The sequence below is a fragment of the Sphingomicrobium aquimarinum genome (assembly GCF_039655735.1).
Classification (GTDB): Bacteria; Pseudomonadota; Alphaproteobacteria; order Sphingomonadales; family Sphingomonadaceae; genus Sphingomicrobium; species Sphingomicrobium aquimarinum.
On sequence record NZ_JBBYXH010000002.1, the window covers coordinates 1,022,864 to 1,043,737 of the forward strand.

Annotated in this window: 22 protein-coding genes and 1 tRNA gene; 19 read left to right on the plus strand and 4 right to left on the minus strand. The window is 64.3% G+C overall.

What is annotated here, in order from left to right; translation table 11 throughout:
* Window positions 1-14: 14 nt before the first annotated feature.
* The 4 genes from WJS89_RS11335 (at window position 15) to WJS89_RS11350 (ending at window position 4,091) form a co-directional block, all read left to right on the plus strand.
* Window positions 15-521, plus strand: a complete 507-nt coding sequence (locus tag WJS89_RS11335) for a CvpA family protein (RefSeq protein ID WP_346341045.1) — start codon at window positions 15-17, stop codon at window positions 519-521.
* Complete coding sequence (cysS, locus tag WJS89_RS11340; protein ID WP_346341046.1) at window positions 518-1,834, plus strand: cysteine--tRNA ligase; 1,317 nt, start codon at window positions 518-520, stop codon at window positions 1,832-1,834. Before WJS89_RS11335 ends, cysS begins: the two co-directional genes overlap by 4 nt.
* Before the next feature lie 62 nt (window positions 1,835-1,896).
* Complete coding sequence (locus tag WJS89_RS11345) at window positions 1,897-2,250, plus strand: iron-sulfur cluster assembly scaffold protein (protein WP_346341047.1); 354 nt, start codon at window positions 1,897-1,899, stop codon at window positions 2,248-2,250.
* Complete coding sequence (locus WJS89_RS11350; RefSeq protein WP_346341048.1) at window positions 2,247-4,091, plus strand: monovalent cation:proton antiporter-2 (CPA2) family protein; 1,845 nt, start codon at window positions 2,247-2,249, stop codon at window positions 4,089-4,091. Before WJS89_RS11345 ends, WJS89_RS11350 begins: the two co-directional genes overlap by 4 nt.
* A 3-nt stretch (window positions 4,092-4,094) precedes the next feature.
* On the opposite strand, the gene aroB is transcribed toward WJS89_RS11350, so the two are convergent.
* Window positions 4,095-5,162 carry a 3-dehydroquinate synthase gene (gene aroB / locus WJS89_RS11355; RefSeq protein WP_346341049.1) on the minus strand — a complete coding sequence of 356 codons (1,068 nt, stop codon included), beginning with the start codon at window positions 5,160-5,162 and terminating at the stop codon, window positions 4,095-4,097.
* Window positions 5,159-5,698, minus strand: a complete 540-nt coding sequence (locus WJS89_RS11360; RefSeq protein WP_346341050.1) for a shikimate kinase — start codon at window positions 5,696-5,698, stop codon at window positions 5,159-5,161. Before WJS89_RS11360 ends, aroB begins: the two co-directional genes overlap by 4 nt.
* 85 nt (window positions 5,699-5,783) lie before the next feature.
* Between WJS89_RS11360 and WJS89_RS11365 the strand changes: the two genes are divergently transcribed.
* The 5 genes from WJS89_RS11365 (at window position 5,784) to WJS89_RS11385 (ending at window position 11,124) form a co-directional block, all read left to right on the plus strand.
* Window positions 5,784-5,921 carry a hypothetical protein gene (locus tag WJS89_RS11365; RefSeq protein ID WP_346341051.1) on the plus strand — a complete coding sequence of 46 codons (138 nt, stop codon included), beginning with the start codon at window positions 5,784-5,786 and terminating at the stop codon, window positions 5,919-5,921.
* The gene (locus tag WJS89_RS11370; protein WP_346341052.1) at window positions 5,902-7,695 is read left to right on the plus strand and encodes a hypothetical protein; all 1,794 of its coding nucleotides are present in this window, start codon (window positions 5,902-5,904) and stop codon (window positions 7,693-7,695) included. Before WJS89_RS11365 ends, WJS89_RS11370 begins: the two co-directional genes overlap by 20 nt.
* A 38-nt stretch (window positions 7,696-7,733) precedes the next feature.
* Window positions 7,734-8,573, plus strand: coding sequence for a tyrosine recombinase (locus WJS89_RS11375; RefSeq protein WP_431994019.1), 840 nt, complete (start codon window positions 7,734-7,736; stop codon window positions 8,571-8,573).
* 40 nt (window positions 8,574-8,613) lie between these two features.
* A complete protein-coding gene (locus WJS89_RS11380; RefSeq protein WP_346341054.1) occupies window positions 8,614-9,555 on the plus strand; it encodes an acetyl-CoA carboxylase carboxyltransferase subunit alpha in 942 nt (313 codons plus the stop codon).
* A 102-nt stretch (window positions 9,556-9,657) separates the two neighbouring features.
* A complete protein-coding gene (locus tag WJS89_RS11385; protein WP_346341055.1) occupies window positions 9,658-11,124 on the plus strand; it encodes a M48 family metalloprotease in 1,467 nt (488 codons plus the stop codon).
* A 39-nt stretch (window positions 11,125-11,163) separates the two neighbouring features.
* Here WJS89_RS11385 and WJS89_RS11390 read toward each other — a convergent pair whose 3' ends face one another.
* Window positions 11,164-11,349, minus strand: coding sequence for a Flp family type IVb pilin (locus WJS89_RS11390; RefSeq protein WP_346341056.1), 186 nt, complete (start codon window positions 11,347-11,349; stop codon window positions 11,164-11,166).
* Between the two features lie 100 nt (window positions 11,350-11,449).
* A complete protein-coding gene (locus WJS89_RS11395; RefSeq protein ID WP_346341057.1) occupies window positions 11,450-12,214 on the minus strand; it encodes a methyltransferase domain-containing protein in 765 nt (254 codons plus the stop codon).
* Window positions 12,215-12,256: 42 nt separating this feature from the next.
* On the opposite strand from WJS89_RS11395, the gene WJS89_RS11400 reads away from it, so the two are divergent.
* The 10 genes from WJS89_RS11400 (at window position 12,257) to WJS89_RS11445 (ending at window position 20,811) form a co-directional block, all read left to right on the plus strand.
* Window positions 12,257-12,982 (plus strand): ComF family protein, encoded by a 726-nt coding sequence (locus tag WJS89_RS11400; RefSeq protein WP_346341058.1) that lies wholly within the window; start codon window positions 12,257-12,259, stop codon window positions 12,980-12,982.
* A 42-nt stretch (window positions 12,983-13,024) separates the two neighbouring features.
* A complete protein-coding gene (gene grxC / locus WJS89_RS11405; protein ID WP_346341059.1) occupies window positions 13,025-13,282 on the plus strand; it encodes a glutaredoxin 3 in 258 nt (85 codons plus the stop codon).
* A complete protein-coding gene (locus tag WJS89_RS11410; protein WP_346341060.1) occupies window positions 13,282-14,106 on the plus strand; it encodes a carbon-nitrogen hydrolase family protein in 825 nt (274 codons plus the stop codon). Before grxC ends, WJS89_RS11410 begins: the two co-directional genes overlap by 1 nt.
* Window positions 14,107-14,139: 33 nt before the next feature.
* Window positions 14,140-14,216, plus strand: a tRNA-Arg gene (locus tag WJS89_RS11415).
* Between the two features lie 57 nt (window positions 14,217-14,273).
* Entirely contained in the window at window positions 14,274-14,888 is a 615-nt protein-coding gene (gene folE / locus WJS89_RS11420; protein ID WP_346341061.1) for a GTP cyclohydrolase I FolE, read from the plus strand.
* 52 nt (window positions 14,889-14,940) lie between these two features.
* Window positions 14,941-16,503 carry a PAS domain-containing protein gene (locus WJS89_RS11425; protein WP_346341062.1) on the plus strand — a complete coding sequence of 521 codons (1,563 nt, stop codon included), beginning with the start codon at window positions 14,941-14,943 and terminating at the stop codon, window positions 16,501-16,503.
* A 193-nt stretch (window positions 16,504-16,696) separates the two neighbouring features.
* Window positions 16,697-17,224, plus strand: coding sequence for a hypothetical protein (locus WJS89_RS11430; RefSeq protein ID WP_346341063.1), 528 nt, complete (start codon window positions 16,697-16,699; stop codon window positions 17,222-17,224).
* A complete protein-coding gene (locus WJS89_RS11435) occupies window positions 17,221-19,281 on the plus strand; it encodes a GTA baseplate fiber-binding domain-containing protein (protein ID WP_346341064.1) in 2,061 nt (686 codons plus the stop codon). The genes WJS89_RS11430 and WJS89_RS11435 overlap by 4 nt, the downstream gene beginning before the upstream one ends.
* Window positions 19,282-19,293: 12 nt before the next feature.
* Window positions 19,294-19,794, plus strand: a complete 501-nt coding sequence (locus WJS89_RS11440; protein WP_346341065.1) for a DUF2793 domain-containing protein — start codon at window positions 19,294-19,296, stop codon at window positions 19,792-19,794.
* Between the two features lie 156 nt (window positions 19,795-19,950).
* Window positions 19,951-20,811 (plus strand): outer membrane protein, encoded by an 861-nt coding sequence (locus WJS89_RS11445; RefSeq protein WP_346341066.1) that lies wholly within the window; start codon window positions 19,951-19,953, stop codon window positions 20,809-20,811.
* The last annotated feature ends 63 nt before the right edge of the window (window positions 20,812-20,874 follow it).

Sequence of the window (20,874 nt, forward strand, 5' to 3'; positions counted from 1 at the left end):
GCCCGACGCGCACGATGACCGCACTCGACATTCTTGTTCTCCTGCTCCTAGGCGGCGGCGCGCTTCTCGGGTTTGTTCGCGGTTTCGTGCAGGAGATCTTTTCGCTGCTGGCCTGGGTCGCCGCCATCATGGCGGTGAAGCTCTTCCACGGCACGGCGCTGGCATTTCTTGCCGAGCGCATGGACAATGAGACGGGCGCGGCGGCGGCGGCTTTCGCGCTCCTATTCATCCCCACCTATCTCATCGTTCGCTTCATCGCGGTGAAATTGGGTGGGCGGACGCGGCGATCGATCATCGGTCCGGTCGACCGCTTCCTTGGCGGCCTGTTCGGAATGCTCAAAGGCTTGCTGACCGCCACAATCCTGTTCCTGGTGGCCAATTTCGCAGCGGATTTCGTCTACGGACCGGGTTCCGAGCGGCCCGAGTGGATGGCCGAGGCGCGCACCTATTCGCTGCTCGACGCGAGCGCGCGGGCCACCGTGGATTTCGTCGAGACGCAGCGTGACGGGGGGATGCTATGACGATCCGGCTCTACGACACCGCGGCGCGCGAGAAACGCGATTTCGTCCCCGCCGATCCAAAGCGTATCACGATGTATGTGTGCGGACCGACGGTCTATGCGCGGGCGCATATCGGCAATTTTCGGCCCGAAGTGACGTTCGACATCCTCGCGCGGCTGTTGCGGCACGACTTCTCCGATGCCGACGTCGTGCACGCGCGCAACTTCACCGATATCGACGACAAGATCATGGCCAGGGCTGCCGAGCGCGGCGTGCCGATCGAGACGGTCACGAGCGAGGCGGAGCGCTGGTATCTGAACGATGCGAACGCGCTCGGGATCGAGACGCCGCCGCAAAGTCCCCGCGCCACCGAGCATCTCGAGACGATGATCGCGCTCATGCAGGATCTGATCGCGCGCGGGCACGCCTATGCGGCCGACGGGCATGTGCTGTTCGACGTCGCGAGCGACCCCGCCTATGGATCGCTGTCGAATCGCTCGCTCGACGACATGATCGCGGGCGCGCGGGTCGAAGTGGCGCCCTACAAGAAGGACGCGCGGGACTTCGTCTTGTGGAAACCTTCGAGCAAGGAGCAGCCCGGCTGGGACAGTCCGTGGGGGCGCGGTCGCCCTGGCTGGCACACCGAATGCTCGGCCATGATCCGCTCGTTGCTCGGCCAGACGATCGACATCCACGGCGGGGGCATGGATCTCAAATTCCCCCACCACGAGAACGAGGCGGCGCAGTCCCGTTGCGCGCACGGCGGGGCACCGCTTGCGCGCTACTGGATGCACAACGGCTTTCTCAATCTCGACGCGGCGACCATGTCGAAGAGCACCGGCAATGTCGTGACCGTCGACGGACTGGTGAGTGCAGGGCATCGCGGCGAGGCGATCCGTTTCGCGATGCTGAGCGGTCATTATCGACAACCGCTGGAGTGGACCGACCGCGCGCTCGAACAGGCTAAGGTGACCTTGGATGGCCTCTACAGGAAGGTCGGCGATGCGGATGCGGGCCACGTCGACGATGACGTGCTGAAGGCGCTGCGCGACGATCTCAACACGCCATTGGCGCTGGCGGGGCTGGGGCGGATCGACGATCCTTCGGTTTTGAAAGCCAGCGGGGCATTGCTGGGCCTCCTGCGATCATCGCAGGACCAGTGGTTCCGGGGCGATGCGTCGGACAGCGCCGATATCGAACGACGGATCGAGGAACGGCAAGCTGCGAAGAGTGCGCGCGATTTCGCCGCCGCCGATCGGATTCGCGACGAATTGGCGGCTGAGGGAATCGTGCTGGAAGACGGACCCGATGGAACGACATGGCGCAGGGAATGAGGTCTTCCCCCTACAGCCGTGAAATTTTGCGCCTAGCGGCCAGCGTCCCCGACCTGCCGCCGATGGAAACCCCCGATGCCGTCGTCGAATTACGTTCGGAGAGTTGCGGCAGCCGCCTTCGGCTCGAACTCGTGCGAGAAGGCGATCGGGTCGGAAAGGTGCGGAGCGAGGTTTCCGCCTGCGCCTATGGACAGGCGGCGACGGTATTGATGATGGACGGTGCCATCGGCAAGTCGCGCGCCGACATCGAACATTCCCTCGTAGTGATCGAAGATTGGTTGCGGGGTGCAAACGCAGTGCTTCCCGAATGGCCGGGCCTCGAGGTGCTCGCGCCGGCGCGCGAACGACCGGGGCGGCATGGGGCCGTGTTGCTGCCTTTTCGCGCGTTGGTGCGCGCGATGGAAGCCGTGCGATGACGCTGTTGCTGGCGGCGGGTAGCGCGGAAGAAGGCGCGCATGCGCTGACGGGCCAGCTCATTCTCGACGGCGCCATCATGCTCGGCGCGGCTCTTGTTTTCGTCACCGTTTTTCGGCGTCTGGGGCTGGGCGCGACCCTCGGCTATATCGTCGGGGGCGCCGTCATCGGACCCTTCGTCCTGGGCCTTGTCGGCAATGCCGAAAGCGTGATGGCGATCTCCGAGTTCGGCATCGCCTTGCTGCTCTTCATTGTCGGCCTCGAGCTTCACCCCTCCCGGCTGTGGCGCCTGCGTCGCGACATTTTCGGGCTCGGGATCGCGCAGGTGCTCACCTGCGGGGCGGCACTGGCAGCGCTGGCGCACTATGTGCTCGGATTCAGTATCGAGGCGAGCATCGCGATCGGGATGCCGCTTGCCTTGTCCTCGACTGCACAGGTCTTGCCGATGCTCCGGTCGACGGGCGAATTGCACAAGCCTTACGGCGAACGCGCGTTCTCGGTGCTGCTTTTGCAGGATATCTCGATCGTGCCGATGATCACGCTGATAGCGGCCTTGAGCAGGGCACCCACTGCAGACGAGGGGCCAGGCGGATGGACGCTTGCGCTCTATACGGTCGGCGCGATCGTCGGGCTGATCCTCGTCGGACGTTATGTCATCAACCCCTTGTTCCGTGTCATCGGAAGGCTTGGCGAGCGTGAACTGTTCGTCGTCGCTGGCCTGTTCACGGTCGTCTCGTCGGCGGCGCTGATGAACGCGCTGGGGCTGTCGACCGCGCTGGGTGCCTTCATCGCCGGGGTGATGCTCGCCGAGAGTCCCTACCGGCACGAACTCGAAAGCGACGTCGAGCCGTTCCGATCGATCCTGCTCGGTTTCTTCTTCCTGTCGGTGGGCATGATGCTCGATCTTTCCGTGATTGCGGCGCGGCCGCTCATGGTGGTCGCGGTCGCAGCGGCCATCATCGTCGTCAAAAGCGCGATCATCACGTCCCTCGGCCGCGGTTTCGGACTCAATCCATTCCAGTCGCTTCGCTTCGGGCTTTTGCTGAGCCAGGCTGGCGAGTTCGGGTTCGTCTTGCTGGCGCAGGCCAATCAGGCGCAGCTGGTTGCGCCCGAAGGCGTCTCGCTCTTCGGCGCGGTGATCACGCTGACGATGGCGTCGACGCCCTTCCTGATGATGCTGATCGACCGGCTCGAAGCGCGGCAGGAGAAAAAGGGTTCGGATCGCGACGGGCCCGAGAAAGCGCCGAAGGGATCGGTGATCGTCGTCGGTTATGGCCGCTTCGGGCAGACCGTTTCGCAAATGCTGATGGCGAAGAACCTGTCTGTCACGCTCGTCGACAAGGAAACCGATCTGATCGATACGGCCGGGGAGTTCGGATACAAGGTCTATTATGGCGACGGATTGCGGGTCGATCTCCTGCGCACCGCGGGCGGCGAAAATGCCAAGGCGATCCTCTTCTGCAACGACAAGGCGGGGGGCGAACTGAACGCCGAGAAGCTCGAAGGCATCATGGAGGCCTTCCCGCAGGCCGCGGTGCTGGCGAGGAGTTATGATCGCCGTCATACGTTGGCGATGGACGGCGTCGACCTCGCCTATTGCATTCGAGAGGTCTTCGAGAGCGCCGTGCGCATGGGGCACGCGGCGCTGACCGAACTGGGCTATTCGACCCACGAAGCGGACCGCGTCGAGCGCGACTATCGCAGCCGCGATGCCGAGCGCCTCGAAGCGCAGAGCGAGGCCGGCGACCTCCATGCGGGCAAGGATCTGTCGTTCCGGCAGGACGAAGACGACGAGGTCGAGGGCGATGACGAAAACGAGATCGACCCCGACGACAGAAGGTAGGCGCTAGAGCGTCTTCAGGAACGCGCTGATTCGTGGCTGGGGAACATCGCGGTCCATGAAGGCTGCGCCGATGTCGCGGAGCAGGATGAGGGCAAGATTGCCGTTCTCGTTCTTCTTATCCGCCAGCATCGGTTCGAGAAGCGCCGCGCCGTCGCCGATCGCGGCGTCGCCGATCGATGTCGGAAGGCCAAGGTGCCGGAAGTCGGTCACGAGGCGCTCGGGCACCGTCTTTTCGCACCGACCCTCCTGAGCCGAAAAGCGCGCCGCGAGGACCATGCCGATAGCAACGGCCTCGCCATGTAGAAGCGTGCCGAGACCCGAAACGGCCTCGATCGCATGGCCGAAGGTATGACCAAGGTTGAGAAGCGCGCGTCGGCCCTTGGTGTCTTCAAGATCGCCCCGTACGGCGTCGGCCTTCGATCGCACGGCGGTTGCCACCGCCTTCGTAATCGCGTCCGGTTTCAAATCGAGGATATGCTTCCCGATTCCGCCGGAGGTCAGGTCCTCGTAAAAGGATTGGTCGCCGATAAGCCCATATTTCAGCGTTTCGGCGAGACCCGCGCGCATCTCGCGCGGCTCGAGCGTCGTCAGCAACACAGGATCGGCGTGAACGCTGACGGGCGGATGAAAGGCGCCCACGAGGTTCTTCTGTCCCTCGGCATCGATGGCGGTTTTGCCGCCGACGCTGCTGTCGACCTGCGCGAGGAGCGTCGTCGGCACCTGGATGACGGGAACCCCACGACGATAGAGCGATGCGGCGAGACCCGCCAGGTCGCCGATCGCGCCGCCACCGAAGGCGATGAGCGGTTCGCCGCGCTGGTGGTTGCGCGCCGACAGGAAGGCGATGACCTGTTGGAGATGTGCCCAGTCCTTCGCTTCCTCTCCGCGCGGGACGTGCAGGATTTCCACCGGCGCAATAGAGCTCCACCGATGGCCGTGGAGCGCCCATACGTGCGGGTCGGTAATCAGAGCGAGCGGGCGTCTCGGTGCATGTGACCATGAATTCTCGAGCGGCCCGATGTGGACCGGATAGGTGGTGCCGTCTCGCCCCGGGACATTTATCTGCGTCATGACAGATGCCCGTCGAGCGCCGATACGATCGCTTCCACGACCTCGCCGTGCGCAGCCTTGCTCGACCGGACATGGAGGTGGGCTTCGGCGTAAAAAGCACGGCGCGTCTCGAGGAGTTGTTGGAGCTTTTCGTGGCGGTTCGTGCCGCGGAGCAGTGGACGGGAATCGCGACGGCCTGTCCGCTCGGCGAGAACGTCGACGGGTGCGTCGAGCCAGACCGTATGGCAGTTCGCGTTGAGCATCCGGCGCGTTGCAGGGTCGACGAAGGCGCCGCCGCCCGTCGCGATCACCTGCACCGGTCCCTCGGCAAGCCGGGCCACCAGTCGGCGCTCACCATCACGAAAGTCCGCTTCGCCGAATCGTTCGAACACTTCTGCCGCCGTCAGGCCGGACGCATCCGCAATCGCATCGTCGCTATCGATGAAGGGGAGACCGAGCCGCCTTGCCAGACGTCTCCCCACGGTCGACTTGCCAGCCCCCATCAGCCCGACAAGGACGATCGACCGATCGAGGCGTGCGGTGAGGGGGTGGGTCATGGATTGGGGCTATACTGTCTCGGCTCGCTAAGGCAAAAGCCTTCCCACGGCGAACTTCATAAAACCAAAATTGCGGACATCACTCATGCGCGTCATCGTTACATTGATCATCCTCATCCTCCTCATTGGCGGAGCGCTTTATCTGCTGGGCAATCAGGCCGGCGAGGTCGAGCAGCAGACGATCGAACAAGAGGTCCAGCTCGGTGGCGACGAAGCGCAATAAACTCTTTCTAGGGATCACGGGGCTGGTTGCTGCGGCGGGGCTGAGCGCGACGCTCGGCGCGCAGGAAACGCCTGAATCGCTGCTGCCGCCGGGCTTCGATCAGCCGACACCCGCGCCGACGCCTGCGCCCCGGCCAGCGCCGCCGCGTCCCACGCCAGAGCCGCGCGCACCTGCGCCGGACAGTGATCCCGACGATGGTGCCGATGTCGAGGCGACGACCGGCACAACCGACAGCGATGGTGATGGCATCAGCGATGCCGGCCCGGCAGGCGAAAATGGTGAAGAAGATTTCTCGCTGGTCGATGCCGGATTTTCACTCGGCGGAGAGGCGCCGTGGGGCAGCGTGGACGGTCGCTTTCACAAGATCCTCATGCGCCGGCTCGATGTGCCGCTCGCCTCGCGCTGGGCGCATATCGGCCTCCGCAATGCGCTGCTGGCGGACGCGGCGGCGCCCGGCGCCCTCGATGAGCAGGATTGGCTCGCCGAGCGGGCCTGGCTGCTCCTGCGGATGGGCGAGGCCGACGCGGCACGGTTGCTGCTCGCGGGAACCGACACGGCGCGTTACTCACCGAAACTCGCGCAGGTTGCCCTTCAGACCGCGATGGCGACGTCTGATCCTGCCGCGCTTTGCCCGGTCGCGCCGAGCCTCGATGAATCCGAGGCTCGTGCCGAGCCGCTGGTTCGTGCGATCTGTGCCGCTTTATCTGCGCAGCCCGAAATTGCCTCCGATTCGATTTCGCGAGCGCGACGGCGCGGAACGGTGGATACAATCGATCTCGCGTTGGTCGACAAGCTGATCGGCGCGGGCTCGGGAACGGGCCGTGCCACCACGCTCGAATGGGAGCCGGTCGAACGGCTCAACAGCTGGCGATACGGTCTGGCGACCGGCACCGGAGTTCTTCCGCCCGAAGCCCTTATGGACGGCGCCGCGCCCAATCTACGCGCATGGGCTGCGCGCGCGGCCTTGCTGACATCGGATCAGCGACTGCCCTTCGCGCGCACCGCTACCGGCCTGGGGGTGTTCTCGGGCGAGGCGCTAGTCGATCTCTATGCGCTCGATTACGATCGCACGGCGGCAGAAGACCTTAGTGGCACCGACGCCTTTACGCTCCGCCGCGCCTTCGTGGCGCCAAGCCTCGGCGAGCGGTTGGAAGCCATGCGTACGTTCTGGTCGCTCGGCGATGATTCGCCCTACGAACGCATGGCCTCGCTCGCCGCGACATCGCTGGCCGTCGCGCAGATACGGCCCAATTCGGCCCTTGAAGCCGACGTTTCCGACATTGTCGCGTCGCTTCTGACGGCAGGATATGTCGAACAGGCGCTTCGGTGGCGGTCCGCCCTCGAGGACATGGACGAGGAGGAGTCCGATCTGGCGTGGGCGCAGTTGGCGCTGGCGGCACCGGGCAATGACTTGGACATCGGTCGCGTCGGTGATTTCATCAGCCGTGACGACAGCAGGTCGAAGCGCCGTTCGGCGGTGCTTCTCGCCGGCCTCGCCGGTCTCGGCAAGCTCGACGACGCGCGCGTCGCCTCGATCGAGGAACGGCAGGGCCTCGGCGTGATGCGCGAAACCGGCCTCACCCGGCTACTGTCTGCCGCCGCATCGCGGGGCGAGCAGGGGACGGTCCTGCTTCTCGCAGCGAGCGCCCTCCAGTCGCGCGATGTCGCATCGATCCCCCCCCACTACCTGCGCGCGATTGCCGCCGGACTGCGCGCCGTCGACCAGGAATTCCTGGCGCGAATGATCCTTGCGGAAGCGGTCGCGCGGGTGTGAGGCTCGACGATCGCGCGCTGATCGACCGGTTTCTGGACATGATGGCGGCCGAGGCGGGCGCGTCGGCCAACACGCTGGCGGCGTATCGGAGCGACCTGAGCCGTGCGATCGAGGATCTGGACCAGGCGCTCGCTACGGTGGGTGCCAAGGGTCTCGAAGGGCTCTCGCTGGCGTGGCGCGACTGTGCGCCGTCGACGCTCGCTCGGCGCTCCTCCGCGCTGCGGCGCTTTTTCGGATTCCTGGTCGACGAGGGCCTACGAAAAGACGATCCTTCGAGCGCGTTACCGAGGCCGAAAATCTCCCGCCCGCTCCCGCGTCTCCTTTCTGCTGCAGAAGTCGAACACTTTCTCGCCAACGTTCACGAACGCGCCGAACAGGGCGTCAAGGCAGCCATCCGCGATCGCGCCCTGCTGGAACTGCTCTACGGCTCGGGCCTGCGCGCAAGCGAGGTCGTGGCCTTGCCACGACGGGCGATCCGCCCCGGCGACCCGATGCTCATCTTGCGGGGCAAGGGCGCAAAAGAACGGATGGTCCCGATCAGCGACGCCGCGCACCGCGCCGTCGAGGTCTGGCGACCGTTGGCCGGGGAGGGGAAATGGCTGTTCCCGGGGCGTTCGTCGCATCTGACGCGAATGCGCCTGTTCCAGATCGTCCGGGAGACGGCCGCCGAGGCCGGGATCGCGCCCGACCGGGTCAGTCCGCATGTCCTGCGCCATGCCTTCGCGACCCATCTGCTCGCGGGGGGCGCGGACCTGCGCGTCCTGCAGGCGCTGCTTGGCCATTCGGACATCGCCACGACGCAGATCTACACGCATGTCGACAGCCGGCGCCTGGTCGACCTCGTCAACCAGCGCCACCCGCTGGCGCGACGCACATGATTGACGCTGGCGCCTGTCGCCCGCTACTCGCTGGCGCGATATGACAACCTATCTCGACTTCGAGCGACCGATCGCCGAACTGGAATCCCGCGTTGCCGAACTGCGCGACACCGCCTCCAACGGCGACATGGACATCGCTCCGGAAATCCGCCGGCTCGAGGTCAAGGCGAAGAAGCTCCTCAAGGAAACGTACGGGAAACTGACGCCGTGGCAAAAGGCCATGGTCGCGCGACATCCCGAACGTCCGCATTTCAAGGATTACCTCGCCGGCATCGCAGAGGACTTCATTCCGCTCGCGGGGGACCGGGGCTTTGCGGAAGATGCCGCCATCGTCGGCGGCCTTGCACGGATCGACGGTCGAAAAGTCGTCATCATCGGGCATGAGAAGGGTGCCGACACGGCCAGCCGGCTGAAGCATAATTTCGGGATGGCCAAACCCGAAGGCTACCGGAAGGCGATCCGGCTCATGGATCTGGCCGACCGGTTCGGCCTGCCTGTCGTCAGTCTCGTGGATACGCCCGGCGCATTCCCTGGGATCGAAGCGGAAGAACGTGGTCAGGCCGAAGCGATCGCGCGCGCGACCGAACGGTGCCTCGAACTGAAGGTCCCGATGGTGGCGGCGATCGTCGGTGAGGGCGGTTCTGGCGGCGCGATCGCCATCGCGGCTGCGAACCGCGTCCTCATGTTCGAGCATGCCGTCTATTCGGTCATCTCTCCGGAAGGGTGCGCCTCGATCCTCTGGCGCACCGCCGACAAGGCGCCCGAGGCCGCGGAGGCGATGCGGATCACTGCGCAGGACCTTCAGAAGCTCGGTATCGTCGACAAGGTCGTCAGCGAGCCGCTTGGCGGCGCGCATCGCAAACCCGCAGTCGCGTTCGAGCGGCTGAAAGATGCCATCGGCGATCAACTCGACGCGCTCGGCACGTTGGACGCCGCGGCACTTCGCGAAGATCGGCGCGAGAAGTTCCTGGCGATGGGCTGAGCGCGCGAGTGTCGTTACGGGGCGGAACCAAGCGTTTCGCTGCGATGTTTGTGGAAGGAAGAGCGCCGCCTCGTCGGCCACCACTTTCATCGGGAGAAGAAGATGCCCCGCCTTACGACGTTTCTTGCCGCTGCGAGCACGCTGACGCTCGCTTCCTGCGCCACCCCTGTCGCTGACCCGCGCGTCTCGCAGCAGGAAGTGCAGTCCGCCGAACAGCAGAACCAGGCCATCATTGCAGAGTTCGGCGGGGCGGTCCCCGGCTCGATCGGATCCTATGTCGAGCAGATCGGCGACCGGGTTGCCGTCAATTCCCAGACGCCCAATGCGGCCTCTATTTACAAGTTCACGGTCCTCAACTCGCCGGTCGAGAACGCCTTCGCCATCCCCGGCGGGCGTGTCTATGTCACGCGCGAGCTCATGACGCTGATGGAAGACGAGGCCGAACTGGCGTTCGTTCTTGGTCATGAAGTCGGACACATCGCCGCCGACCATGCGCAGGGCCGCCAGGCCAGGGCGCAGAACAATTCGCTGCTGGGGGTCCTCGGCGCGGTCGTCGGTAGCGTCGTCGGCGGCGGGGTCGGAAATGTCCTCGCGCAAGGCGCGCAGCAATATGCGCAGCTCAACACCCTGTCCTACAGTCGGGACCAGGAATATGAGTCCGACACCCTCGGGATCCGCTACATGTCCGCGGCGCAATATGATCCGCTGGCAGCGGCGGGCGTACTCGATTCGCTCGGTCGCGCATCGGCACTCGAATCGCGTGTCCAGGGCAACAGCGGTCGTCAGACCCCGGAGTGGGCGCGAACCCACCCGCTGTCGGAGAATCGTACCGCGCGAGCCACCGAGCTGGCCCGCCAGACGGCCCTGGCAGGCAACGGTACGCGCAACCGCGACCTGTTCCTCTCGCGGATCGACGGTTTGTACGTCGACGACGATCCTGCGCAGGGCATCGTCGACGGGCGGACCTTCACCCACCCCGACCTGCGGCTGAAGTTCACGGTGCCGACCGGCTTCCGGATGCAGAACGGGGCGCGGGCGGTCTCGATCGCCGGCAGCTCGGGCCAGGCGCAATTCAGCCTCGGCCAGTTCAACGGCGATCTAAATTCCTACATCGCCAACGTTGTGCAGGGGCTCGTGGGGCAGCAGCAACGCGTCCAGATCCCGACCCCGCGCCAGACGACCATCAACGGCCTGCCCGCAGCCTACACCACGACGCGGGTCAACTCCGGAAACGGTGCTGTCGACCTCTCGGTCATGGCTTACCGCTTCTCGAACGATCGGGCCTATCATTTCGCGATGATCACGCAGGCCGGACAGGGCATCGGTCCCTTCGCCAGCATGGTGGAAAGCTTCCGTCCCATCAGCGCGCAGGAAGCCTCCGCAATCCGTCCCCGCGTCCTCGACGTGGTAGAGGTGCGCAGCGGCGATACGATCCAATCGCTCGCCGGTCGCATGGCCTATCCCAATTATCAGGTGGATCGGTTCATGACCCTGAACTCGCTCAGCTCCAACAGCCGCCTGACCCCCGGACAGAAGGTCAAGCTGGTCGTCTACGGCACGCGCCGCTAGGCGCACGCCTCAAGCCGAACGGTGGTCCTCGGCGGCTCGCTAGCCGCCGAGGACCGCGTCGGTCTCGTTGTTCAACTCGGTCCACATGCCGCCCGCGCCGCCGCCGAGGGCTTTAAGCCCCTGTAGCAGTGCGATCGCGATCAACGCGACGATTAGGCCATATTCGATCGCCGTCGCGCCGCGGTCGTCACGACCGAGTTTGCGAAATATCTTCAGGATAGCCACCGCCATCCTCCTTCTGGTCTGGTCCACCCCGTCATTCTGCGGTGCCAACCCTTAAGGAAGTGATGGACGGAGAAGGTTAACTCGCTAGAGAGAGCGTGTTTCAGCCGGTCTCGCCGCTCCAGCCGATGAAATGCAGCAGATCGAGACGCTCGGGCGTCTTCCCCTCGCGGCGCTCCGCGGCGAAACGGTGTTGAAGGAAGTCCATGGCTTCGCGGCCGAGATAGGATTTCGAGCGCTCGGCAAGGCAGTTCGTCGCCGCCATTGCGCGAAGGTCCCGGACAAGATCGGTCAATCCCGAATATCGCAGCACGAGACGATCGACATCGACGACCGGCATCCGAAATCCGGCACTGGCGAGAAGCTGGGTCAGACCCGCCGGGTCGATCCTCGGATGGGCACGGGGGCTGGTGACGCCGGTGCGGGCGTCCAGGTCCAGAAGCGCGCGACGGAGCGTCGCCAGCGTGTCGCCGCCCGGCACCACGCCCAGCATCGGCGAATCGGGTTTGAGGAGAAAGCGAAGCCGCAGGAGCGCTTCTTCCAGTCCATTGAGCGTGTCGAGCGCCCCGAGCACGATGATCAGGTCGAACGTGCCGGGGTCGTACGCGATCGGCGTGCCATGGATGTCCGACAGGTCTCCATGGGCAGGCAGAAGATGGTCGATCCGCGCTCCCATGGGTTCCAGTGCCCGCATCGCGGAAGAAGCGAAGCCGCCCACCAGGAGTATATGACGAAACGTGCGTGACATGGACGCCAGCCGATCGAGTATATCGTCGAGACAGCGATCCTGCAAAAAGGTTGCGGGGCCGCTAGCAAGCGCGCGTTGATAGTGCAGATTGCGAGTTCGGGCGTCGTAGAGCTTTGCCATGAGCGCGCTTGTGCAAAAGCGGTCGGCGGGTCACAAGTGCCTATGACCATGACGTCCGATCGTCTGACCCTGGCCGGGCGCGCAATGCTCGACCTGGTGCTGCCGCCTCGATGCGCGGGTTACGGCGAGATTGTGTCGCAGGTCGGCGATTTTTGCGGACATTGTTTTACCGCCGTCGAATGGGCGGGCAATCTTGACTGTCAAGGATGCGCACTTCCGCTGGAGACCGTGGGCGAGGACAGGTGTGCGGCCTGTCTGGCGTCGGCTGGACCGATCGATCGGCTCGTGACCGCCACCTATTACGACGACATCTCGCGCGGGTTGGTCCTGCGATTGAAATATAGTCGGCGTGTCGCGCTGGCGCGGGTGATGGGCCGCGCGATGGCGCGGCAGCTCGAAGCGATCGGCGGCGAGGAGCGCCTCCTCGTTCCCGTTCCGCTTCACCGATGGCGGATATGGAAGCGCGGCTACAACCAGGCGGGCCTGCTCGCCGCCGATCTGTCGGCTCGTACCGGCTGGACGAGCGACCCCGAGGCGATCGTCCGCGTGAAGGCAACACAGCCGCTGGCGCGAAAGACCGCCGCCCAGCGGCGTCGGGCGGTGCAAGGTGCATTCCGCGCCTCTCCCGATAAGGTGGCGGGGCGCGCCATTCTCCTAGTCGATGACGTGCGAACCACCGGGGTGACCCTCGACAGCTGTGCTCGCGCTCTTCGAAGTGCAGGTGCGTCGAGTGTCGATGCGATCGTCTGGAGCCGCGTGGTGCATTAGAAGCCGCTCGCGCGTTACCCGTCAAAGACCGGAAGGATTCTCATGTCGAATATCGAAATCTATATCAAATCGACCTGCCCCTATTGCATCCGCACAAAGCGCCTCCTCGATATGAAGGGCGTCGACTATACCGAATATGAGATTAGCGGAGACGAGGCCAAGCGCGCCGAAATGATCCAGCGATCCAATGGTGGACGCACCGTTCCGCAGATCTTTATCGACGGGAAATTGATCGGCGGTTCGGACGAGCTCTTCTCGCTGGAGCGTGACGGAAAGCTCGACGCCCTCATCGACGCCTGATGGGGCGGATAGCGCTTCTCCAGGCGCGGACCGGGGTCGATCCGTCCGCCAACGCCTCGATACTCGAAGCGGCCGTCGCCGAGGCAGCCGAAGGTGGCGCGGACATTCTGTTCACGCCGGAGATGACCAATTTTCTCGACCGCGATCGAGATCGTGCGTCCGGCACCATCCGTCCCGAGGACGAAGATCCGCTTCTCAAGGTGGCACGCCGCGCGGCGATGTCGCACGCTATCTGGATATCGTTGGGCTCGATTGCCCTACGCTTGGACGACGGGAAATGGGCGAACCGGTCGATCCTGATCGATGACCGCGGCTCGATCGTCGCTCGTTACGACAAGATGCATCTTTTCGACGTCGATGTCGGAACGAACGATCGCTGGCGCGAAAGCGCGGTCTATCGGAGCGGCAACGGATTAGTGCTCGCGCAAGATACGCCCGTCGGCCTTCTAGGCTTGTCGATCTGCTATGATCTGCGATTTCCGGCCCTGTTCGCGCGCTATGCGGATAGCGGCGCGCAGGTCGTCGCCGTTCCTGCGGCTTTCACGGTGCCGACAGGCGAAGCGCATTGGCATGTCCTGCTACGCGCCCGCGCCATCGAGGCGAGCATGTTCATCGTCGCCGCGGCGCAGGTCGGGACGCATGACGATGGCCGGACGACCTATGGCCACAGTCTCGTCGTGGACCCATGGGGCGATGTGCTGCTCGACATGGGCGAGGACGAGGGCGTCGGTTTCGCGCAGATCGATCTGTCGCGGATCGAGGACGTCCGCGCGCGTCTGCCGGCGATCCGCCATCGCCGCTCCATTCCGCCGATCGGCGATTGAAAGCATCTGGCCGCGTGCGTAAGCAGGCGTCTCGGCTCCGTAGCTCAGCAGGATAGAGCAATGGTTTCCTAAACCAGAGGTCGCAGGTTCGAATCCTGCCGGGGCCACCAAAAACAGCGCTTTTCGGACAGGTTGCGAGGCTCAGTGGCGGCGCGTAGACAGGCGGGATGAGCGACGATACCCCTACTGCCGGCGACCTCGTGCGAGCCGTCCCGAAGATCGATGTTCCCGATAACGTGCAGGACGCCGTCCGCACCCTGCTGCGATGGGCGGGAGAAGATCCCGAGCGCGAAGGGTTGCTCGATACCCCCAAGCGGGTCGCCCGGGCGTGGGCGGAATATGCGCGCGGGTATAGCGAGGACCCGGCAGTGCATCTCAGCCGCACGTTCGAGGAGGTCGGCGGCTATGACGACATCGTGCTGCTGCGCGACATCCCGTTCCAGTCGCACTGCGAGCATCATATGGCGCCGATCATCGGCAAGGCGGCGATCGCCTATCTGCCCCGGGACAAGGTCGTGGGAATTTCCAAGCTGGCGCGGGTGCTGCACGGGTTCGCGCGGCGCTTGCAGGTGCAGGAGCGGCTGACGGCGCAAGTCGCGGACTGCATCTGGGAGCATCTGGAACCGCGCGGCGTCGGCGTCGTCATCGAGGCGAGCCATGCCTGCATGACGGCTCGCGGGGTGAACACGCCGGGCGTCATGATGACGACGAGCCGGATGCTCGGCACCTTTCGCGAGGATCTGCGCAGCCGCGAGGAAGTGCTCGCGTTGATGGGATATTGAGCGAAAATTTCGCTTTTCTTCAAAGTGATGAGGCGATAGCGAGGAAATCGTTATGGCAGCGTCACTAGCTTCTTCCTTCGCCAAGAACGCCGCGCCGCACTATTGCGGGATCGACGGTGACGCTGCGCGTCTGGAGATCGTCCGTTCTTTCGACCCCGACAGTCTCGATGACGATGTCGAACTCAACGAGCTTCGGCGCTTTGCGGGCGACCTGTGCGAATCGCCGATCGCGCTGGTGACGCTGGTCGAGAAGGATCGGCAGCGTTTTCTCTCGCGGCAGGGCGTCGACGTACCCGAAACGCCCCGCGATGTAAGTTTCTGCCAGCACGCGATGGTCGAGGGCGAGGTGATGCAGGTCCTCGACGCACGCAGCGATCCGCGCTTCGCGGACAATGTGCTGGTGACGCATTCGCCCTTCATCCGATTCTACGCCGGCGCGCCCCTGGTGTCGTCCGAAGGCGCGCCGCTCGGGGCTCTTTGCGTGATCTCGCCGAATGCCCGCGATGGAGGACTTACCGAGCTTCAACGTGACGGGCTGATGGTCCTCGCGCAGGCGGTGATGCGACGGCTCGAGGCCCGACGACGCGAAGTCGAGCATAGCTCGGGCCGCGAGGAAGCGGATCGCCTGTTGCGCGCGAGCCAGCGGCAGTTCGACAATCTTGCCGATGCGCTGCCGCAGATGGCCTGGTCGACTGACCCGTCGGGGAGCGTCGATTATTTCAACGCACGCTGGTACGAATATACCGGCGTGGAAGAGGGCGGGCATCACGGCGATGCGTGGGTCGAGGCCGTCTATCCCGACGACCGGGCCAAAGCGAACGAAGCCTGGGAAAAGGCGGTGTCGAGCAAGGAGCCCTACGAGGTCGAGTATCGGCTCAAGCGGCACGACGACGAATATCGCTGGACGCTGGCGCGCGGGTTGCCTGTGCTTGACGAGGCGGGCGAGGTGCTGCGCTGGTTCGGGACCAATACCGACATCCACGATCACAAGATGCTGATCGAAAGCCAGGAACTCCTGTCGCGCGAGCTCAGCCATCGCATCAAGAACATCTTCTCGGTGGTGACGGGCCTGGTGAGCTTTGCGAGCCGGTCGCACCCCGAGATGAAATCGATGGCGACCACGATCGGGGACCGAATCAACGCCTTGGGGCGGGCACACAATTACGTGCGACCGATGACGGAGAAACCCGCCGACGACACCTGTCTCAAGCACGTGCTCGTCGACCTGTTCGCGCCCTATGACCACGAAGGACGGGAGCGGGTACGGATCGACGGGGGGCTCATCGAGATCAGCGAGGCGAGCATTACGCCCTTCGCGCTCATTTTCCATGAGCTGGCGACCAACGCCGTCAAATATGGAGCGCTTTCGGTTCCGGACGGACATGTCGACTTGTGCATCCACGAACGGGACGAAAACGTGCTGATCGAGTGGCGCGAACGGGGCGGTCCACCGGCCAGGGAGCCGACGGGGCGCGGGTTCGGGAGCGACCTCTTGGAAACCAGCCTGGTGCGCCAGCTGAAAGGCTCTGTCGAGCGACGCTGGCTCGAGAGCGGGCTGGAGATCGATATCCTCCTGCCGCTCGCAAAAATAACCAATATGGAAAAAAGCACTTGACATTGTCACGCTGTTTGGGTACACGTTAGGCACAGTCGAAAAATGGGTCTCGAGGGGGAGGCCTCGGGTCGTTCCTTTTTGGGGCGGCCTTTTTTTTGCTGACACGGCGATTCGGTCTTGAGGCTCGAGGGAATGCCGAAGGCTTTCAGGTCGAAGCGGAACCAACCTTCATCGGGGTGATGGAGACAATGGCGTGGCGGGCGATGACAAGAAGGTGCAGCTGCACCTCGATCGGGGCAGGAAGCCGAAACTGAAAGCGCGCAAGCGGCGGGTCAGTCCAGAACAGGACGAGATATTCTTCTCGACCCTGGCGGCGAGCTGCAACGTGAAGCTGTCGGCGAAGACGGCAGGGATTTCGCCGCAGCGCTGTTACGAGCGGCGTCGGTTGGACGCGGGCTATCGGCAGCGTTGGGAACAGGCGCTGAGCGAGGGTTATGCCAAGCTGGAGATGGCGCTGCTGGAGCGGGCGATCTCGGGGAGCGAGAAGGTCACGACCTACAAGGACGGGTCCAAGAGCGTGGTGCATGAATATCCCAACGCGCTGGCGATGAACCTCCTGAAGATGCACCGCGATACGGCGCGCGAGGCGGACTATGAGGTGGCCGAGGAGAATGTCAGCGAGGTTCGCGCGCGAATCGCGCAGAAACTCGACCGGCTGGGCGATAAATTGCGGGCGCGGGGGTCGCTCGATGCGAAGGACGGCGGGGCGCAGGAGCGTTGAGCCTCACCGCGATGTGGATGGAGCGGCTGGCGCTCGCTTCACCGGAGAAACGCACGCAATTGCTGGGGAAACTGTCGGCGCGCGAGGCGCTGCGGTTCGACGGCTGGTTCGAGGCCTGGGCCGATGCTTCGCAGCTACCGCCCGAAACCGAGGGCTGGCGGACGTGGCTGATGATGGGCGGGCGCGGGTTTGGCAAGACGCGTGCGGGGGCCGAATGGATCCTGTCGGTCGCGGGGGCGCGCAAACGCCAGCGGATCGCGCTGGTGGCGGCGAGCATCGAGGAAGCGCGCAGCGTGATGGTCGAAGGGCGCAGCGGTCTGCTGGCGGTCGCGCGATCGCGCGACGTGACGTTGCGGTGGGAGCGGACGAGCGGGACGCTGCGCTGGCCGTGCGGCAGCGTCGCGCAGATATTCTCGGGCGAAAGCCCCGATGGGCTGAGGGGACCCGAACATCATTTCGCGTGGTTGCTGACCTTCGAAATTCTCGCAGGCGAGGGTCTCACGATCGGGTCGCTGCTTGCCGAGGCGTCGGGTGGTCTTATCGAGGCGCAGGCGGATCGCGCGATCGAGGGATATGCCGTGCATGGGCAGTCGGTCGGCGATGCGCTGCATCCTGTCTTTGAATTGCTCGATCAACCGCTCCGCAGCCAGGGCAATTGCCTCCTGCTTGGCGACGGGAGATCGGTCGACATCGAGACGCACAAGCTGGAGGCGACGCTCGACGAGACACGCACGCATCGGATAGAGAAGGTCCGGGCAGATGCCGAGATGCCATCGGTGCTGCAGCTCGACTATTACGACGCCTCGCTCGACTATCAGGCGGGTCGGAGCATGGCGCGGGCCTTCGGGGGACGACGCGATGTTACGATCGACGCGCCAATGGTCCTGTCAGCGCTCGATGCGCGTCATTGGGCCGAAGAGACCTTGCGAAAGCAATGGCAAACGCGGCGCACCATCGAGATCGACATTCTCCCGTCGGCGATGACCGTCCAGCCGGGCGACGAAGTGCGATTGGGCGCGGACACCTCGCGGTGGCAGGTAACGTCGGTCGAGCTGGACCGTTTTGCGGTGAAGATGACGGCGCGCTGGATCGGAGAGCGGGTCGACACGGGCGACCTACCTGTCGATGCTGGACAGAATGTGGGCGCTCCCGACATCGTGCGCGCTCCCACGCAGATTGCGCTGTTCGAACCACCCGATCTCGACGGAAGCGGATCGGGCCAGCTCCTTCTCGCCGCAGCCAATGCGAGCCCGGGCTGGGTTGCGACCCCCATCGAACTTTCGGTGGGTTCGCAGTGGGACATGATCCAGAGCGCAGGCCGGGAAAGCGTGTGGGGAAAATGCGAGACCATATTGCCGGCGGCAACGACCGCCTTCATCGATGCGCGTTCCACGGTCATCGTCGAACTCGTCGACCCCGATGCGAACCTTGTTTCTGTCAGTGACGAAGCGCTTCTTGCCGGATCGAACCTGGCGATGATCGGCGCCGAGCTTTTGCAGTTCGGACGCGCCAAGGCCTTGGGAGGAGGGCGTTTTGCGTTGTCCCGGTTCCTGCGCGGTCGGAGAGGCTGCGAGGTCGAAGTCGCGCGCCACGAAGAGCGCGAGGATTTCGTTCTGATGGACGCCGCACGCTTGGTGTCGATTGCAGTCGAGAGCGAGCGCGTCGGCACCTGGGTGCGAGCGAACCCCGCCGGGCTGGCTGATGACGACGCGCAGGAGCATGGGGTCACGTTCAAGGGAACCGCCTCGCGGCCGCTGTCTCCGGTACATCTGTCTTCGCAAGAACAGGGTGGGGAACTGTCGCTCAACTGGACCAGGCGCGATCGCAACGGCTTTGGATGGATGGACGATGTGGATGCGCCGCTCAGCGAAGGGCGGGAAGCCTATCGCGTCAAGATACGCGGTCAGGCGGGCGAGTTGGTCGAGGAAATAGGGACGTCCGCTATCCAGCTCGATGCGTCGCAACTTACGACGGTGGGGGCGAAACCATGGGCCGTGAGCGTGGTGATGATCGGCGACAAGGCCCTGTCCCATGCCGCGCAAATGACGATCGAATAGGAGACAAGTGACATGACCAAGACTGCAAGACTTGGCCTGCCGCTGCTCGAGGGGGGGCAGGCGCAGAAGGAAATCACCCATAACGAGGCGTTGGTCCTGATCGACGCTCTCCTTCATGCACGGGTCGCAGGCATTTCCGTCAACGCGGAGCCCCCAGACCCTGCTCCCGGGGATTGCTATCTCGTCGGCCCGAATGGACAGGGCGCCTTCGCGGCGGCAGCGGAAAGTTCATTGGCGATCTTCAGCGAAGGGGGATGGCGGTTCGTGACGCCACGAGCCGGAATGCATGTTGCCGATGGTACCGGCGGCGGCGATTGGCGCTTCGATGGGTCGCAATGGCTGCGGGGCGTTGGCGATTTCACCGAAGTGCGGGTCGATGGGCAAAAGGTTCTCGCTGGCCGCCAGCCAGCGGTGAATTCACCGATGGGCGGGCAGTTCGCGGATTTGGAAGCGAGGGGCGCGATTCAGGGGATTCTCGGAGCGATGCGGGAACACGGCCTTATCGAGACTTGAAAATTTATCCTCCTATTTCAGACCCTTGAACGGTAAGGGAGTGGATACTGTTGTGCAGGCGCAACATAATTCGACATCGGGAGCGCAACTAAATTCCCGCTTGGCGTTTTCGTCCCCGACACTCCGGTGTTCAACGCTCTTTTGAGGGGACAGGAAATGAAGAAATTTGGTCTGGCGAGCATCCTCGCGACCACCATGCTGGCGACACCGGCATTGGCGAAGGATGGCGCGCTCTACATCGGTATCGAAGGCGGTTTTCTGATCGTCGAAGATGCCGAACTCGATTATGTGGTCGACGATCGTACCGATCCGGCCGATGTTCTTACGCTTGCCGCGATCGACGGCGTCGTCAATGATTATGACAACGGCTACGATATCGGTGGCGTGATCGGATACGACTTCGGCGCGCTGCGTGCAGAAATCGAAGGTTCTTACAAGTCGGCGGGGATCAACTCGACGTCGCTTACGGATATCGGCGTCATCTCCGATCCGGGTGACCTGACGATCTACTCGGGCATGCTCAACCTCCTGCTCGACCTCGGCAACGACAATTTCGCTGCCTTCGTCGGCGGCGGCATCGGTCTTGCGGGTATCACGCATGACATCAACGCGCCGGGCGTCACCAATTTTGACGAAACCGATAGCACCTGGGCTTGGCAGGCCCTTGCGGGCATCCGCTTCGCGCTGAGCGATTCGATCGATCTCGGCCTGAAGTATCGTTATTTCAACACCGGCGAGTTCGACTACGCACCGCAGGCGATTGCGCCGCTCGCGAACCTCGAATTGAACGACGGCAGCATCACCTCGCACAGCATCCTTGCGAGCCTGCTGTTCAATATCGGTGGCGAAGAAGAAGTGGTGGTTCCGCCGCCGCCTCCGCCCCCGCCGCCGCCCCCGCCGCCGCCGGCCACGATCACCTGCCCCGACGGCACGGTGATTCTCGCGAGCGAGCAGTGCCCGCCGCCGCCGCCGCCGCCGCCGCCGCCGCCGCCGCCGCCCGAACCCGAGCGCGGCTAAGCGAGGCGAGGATTGAGAAATCCTTGGTAAGTAGAGAGGGGTCGATCTTCGGATCGGCCCCTT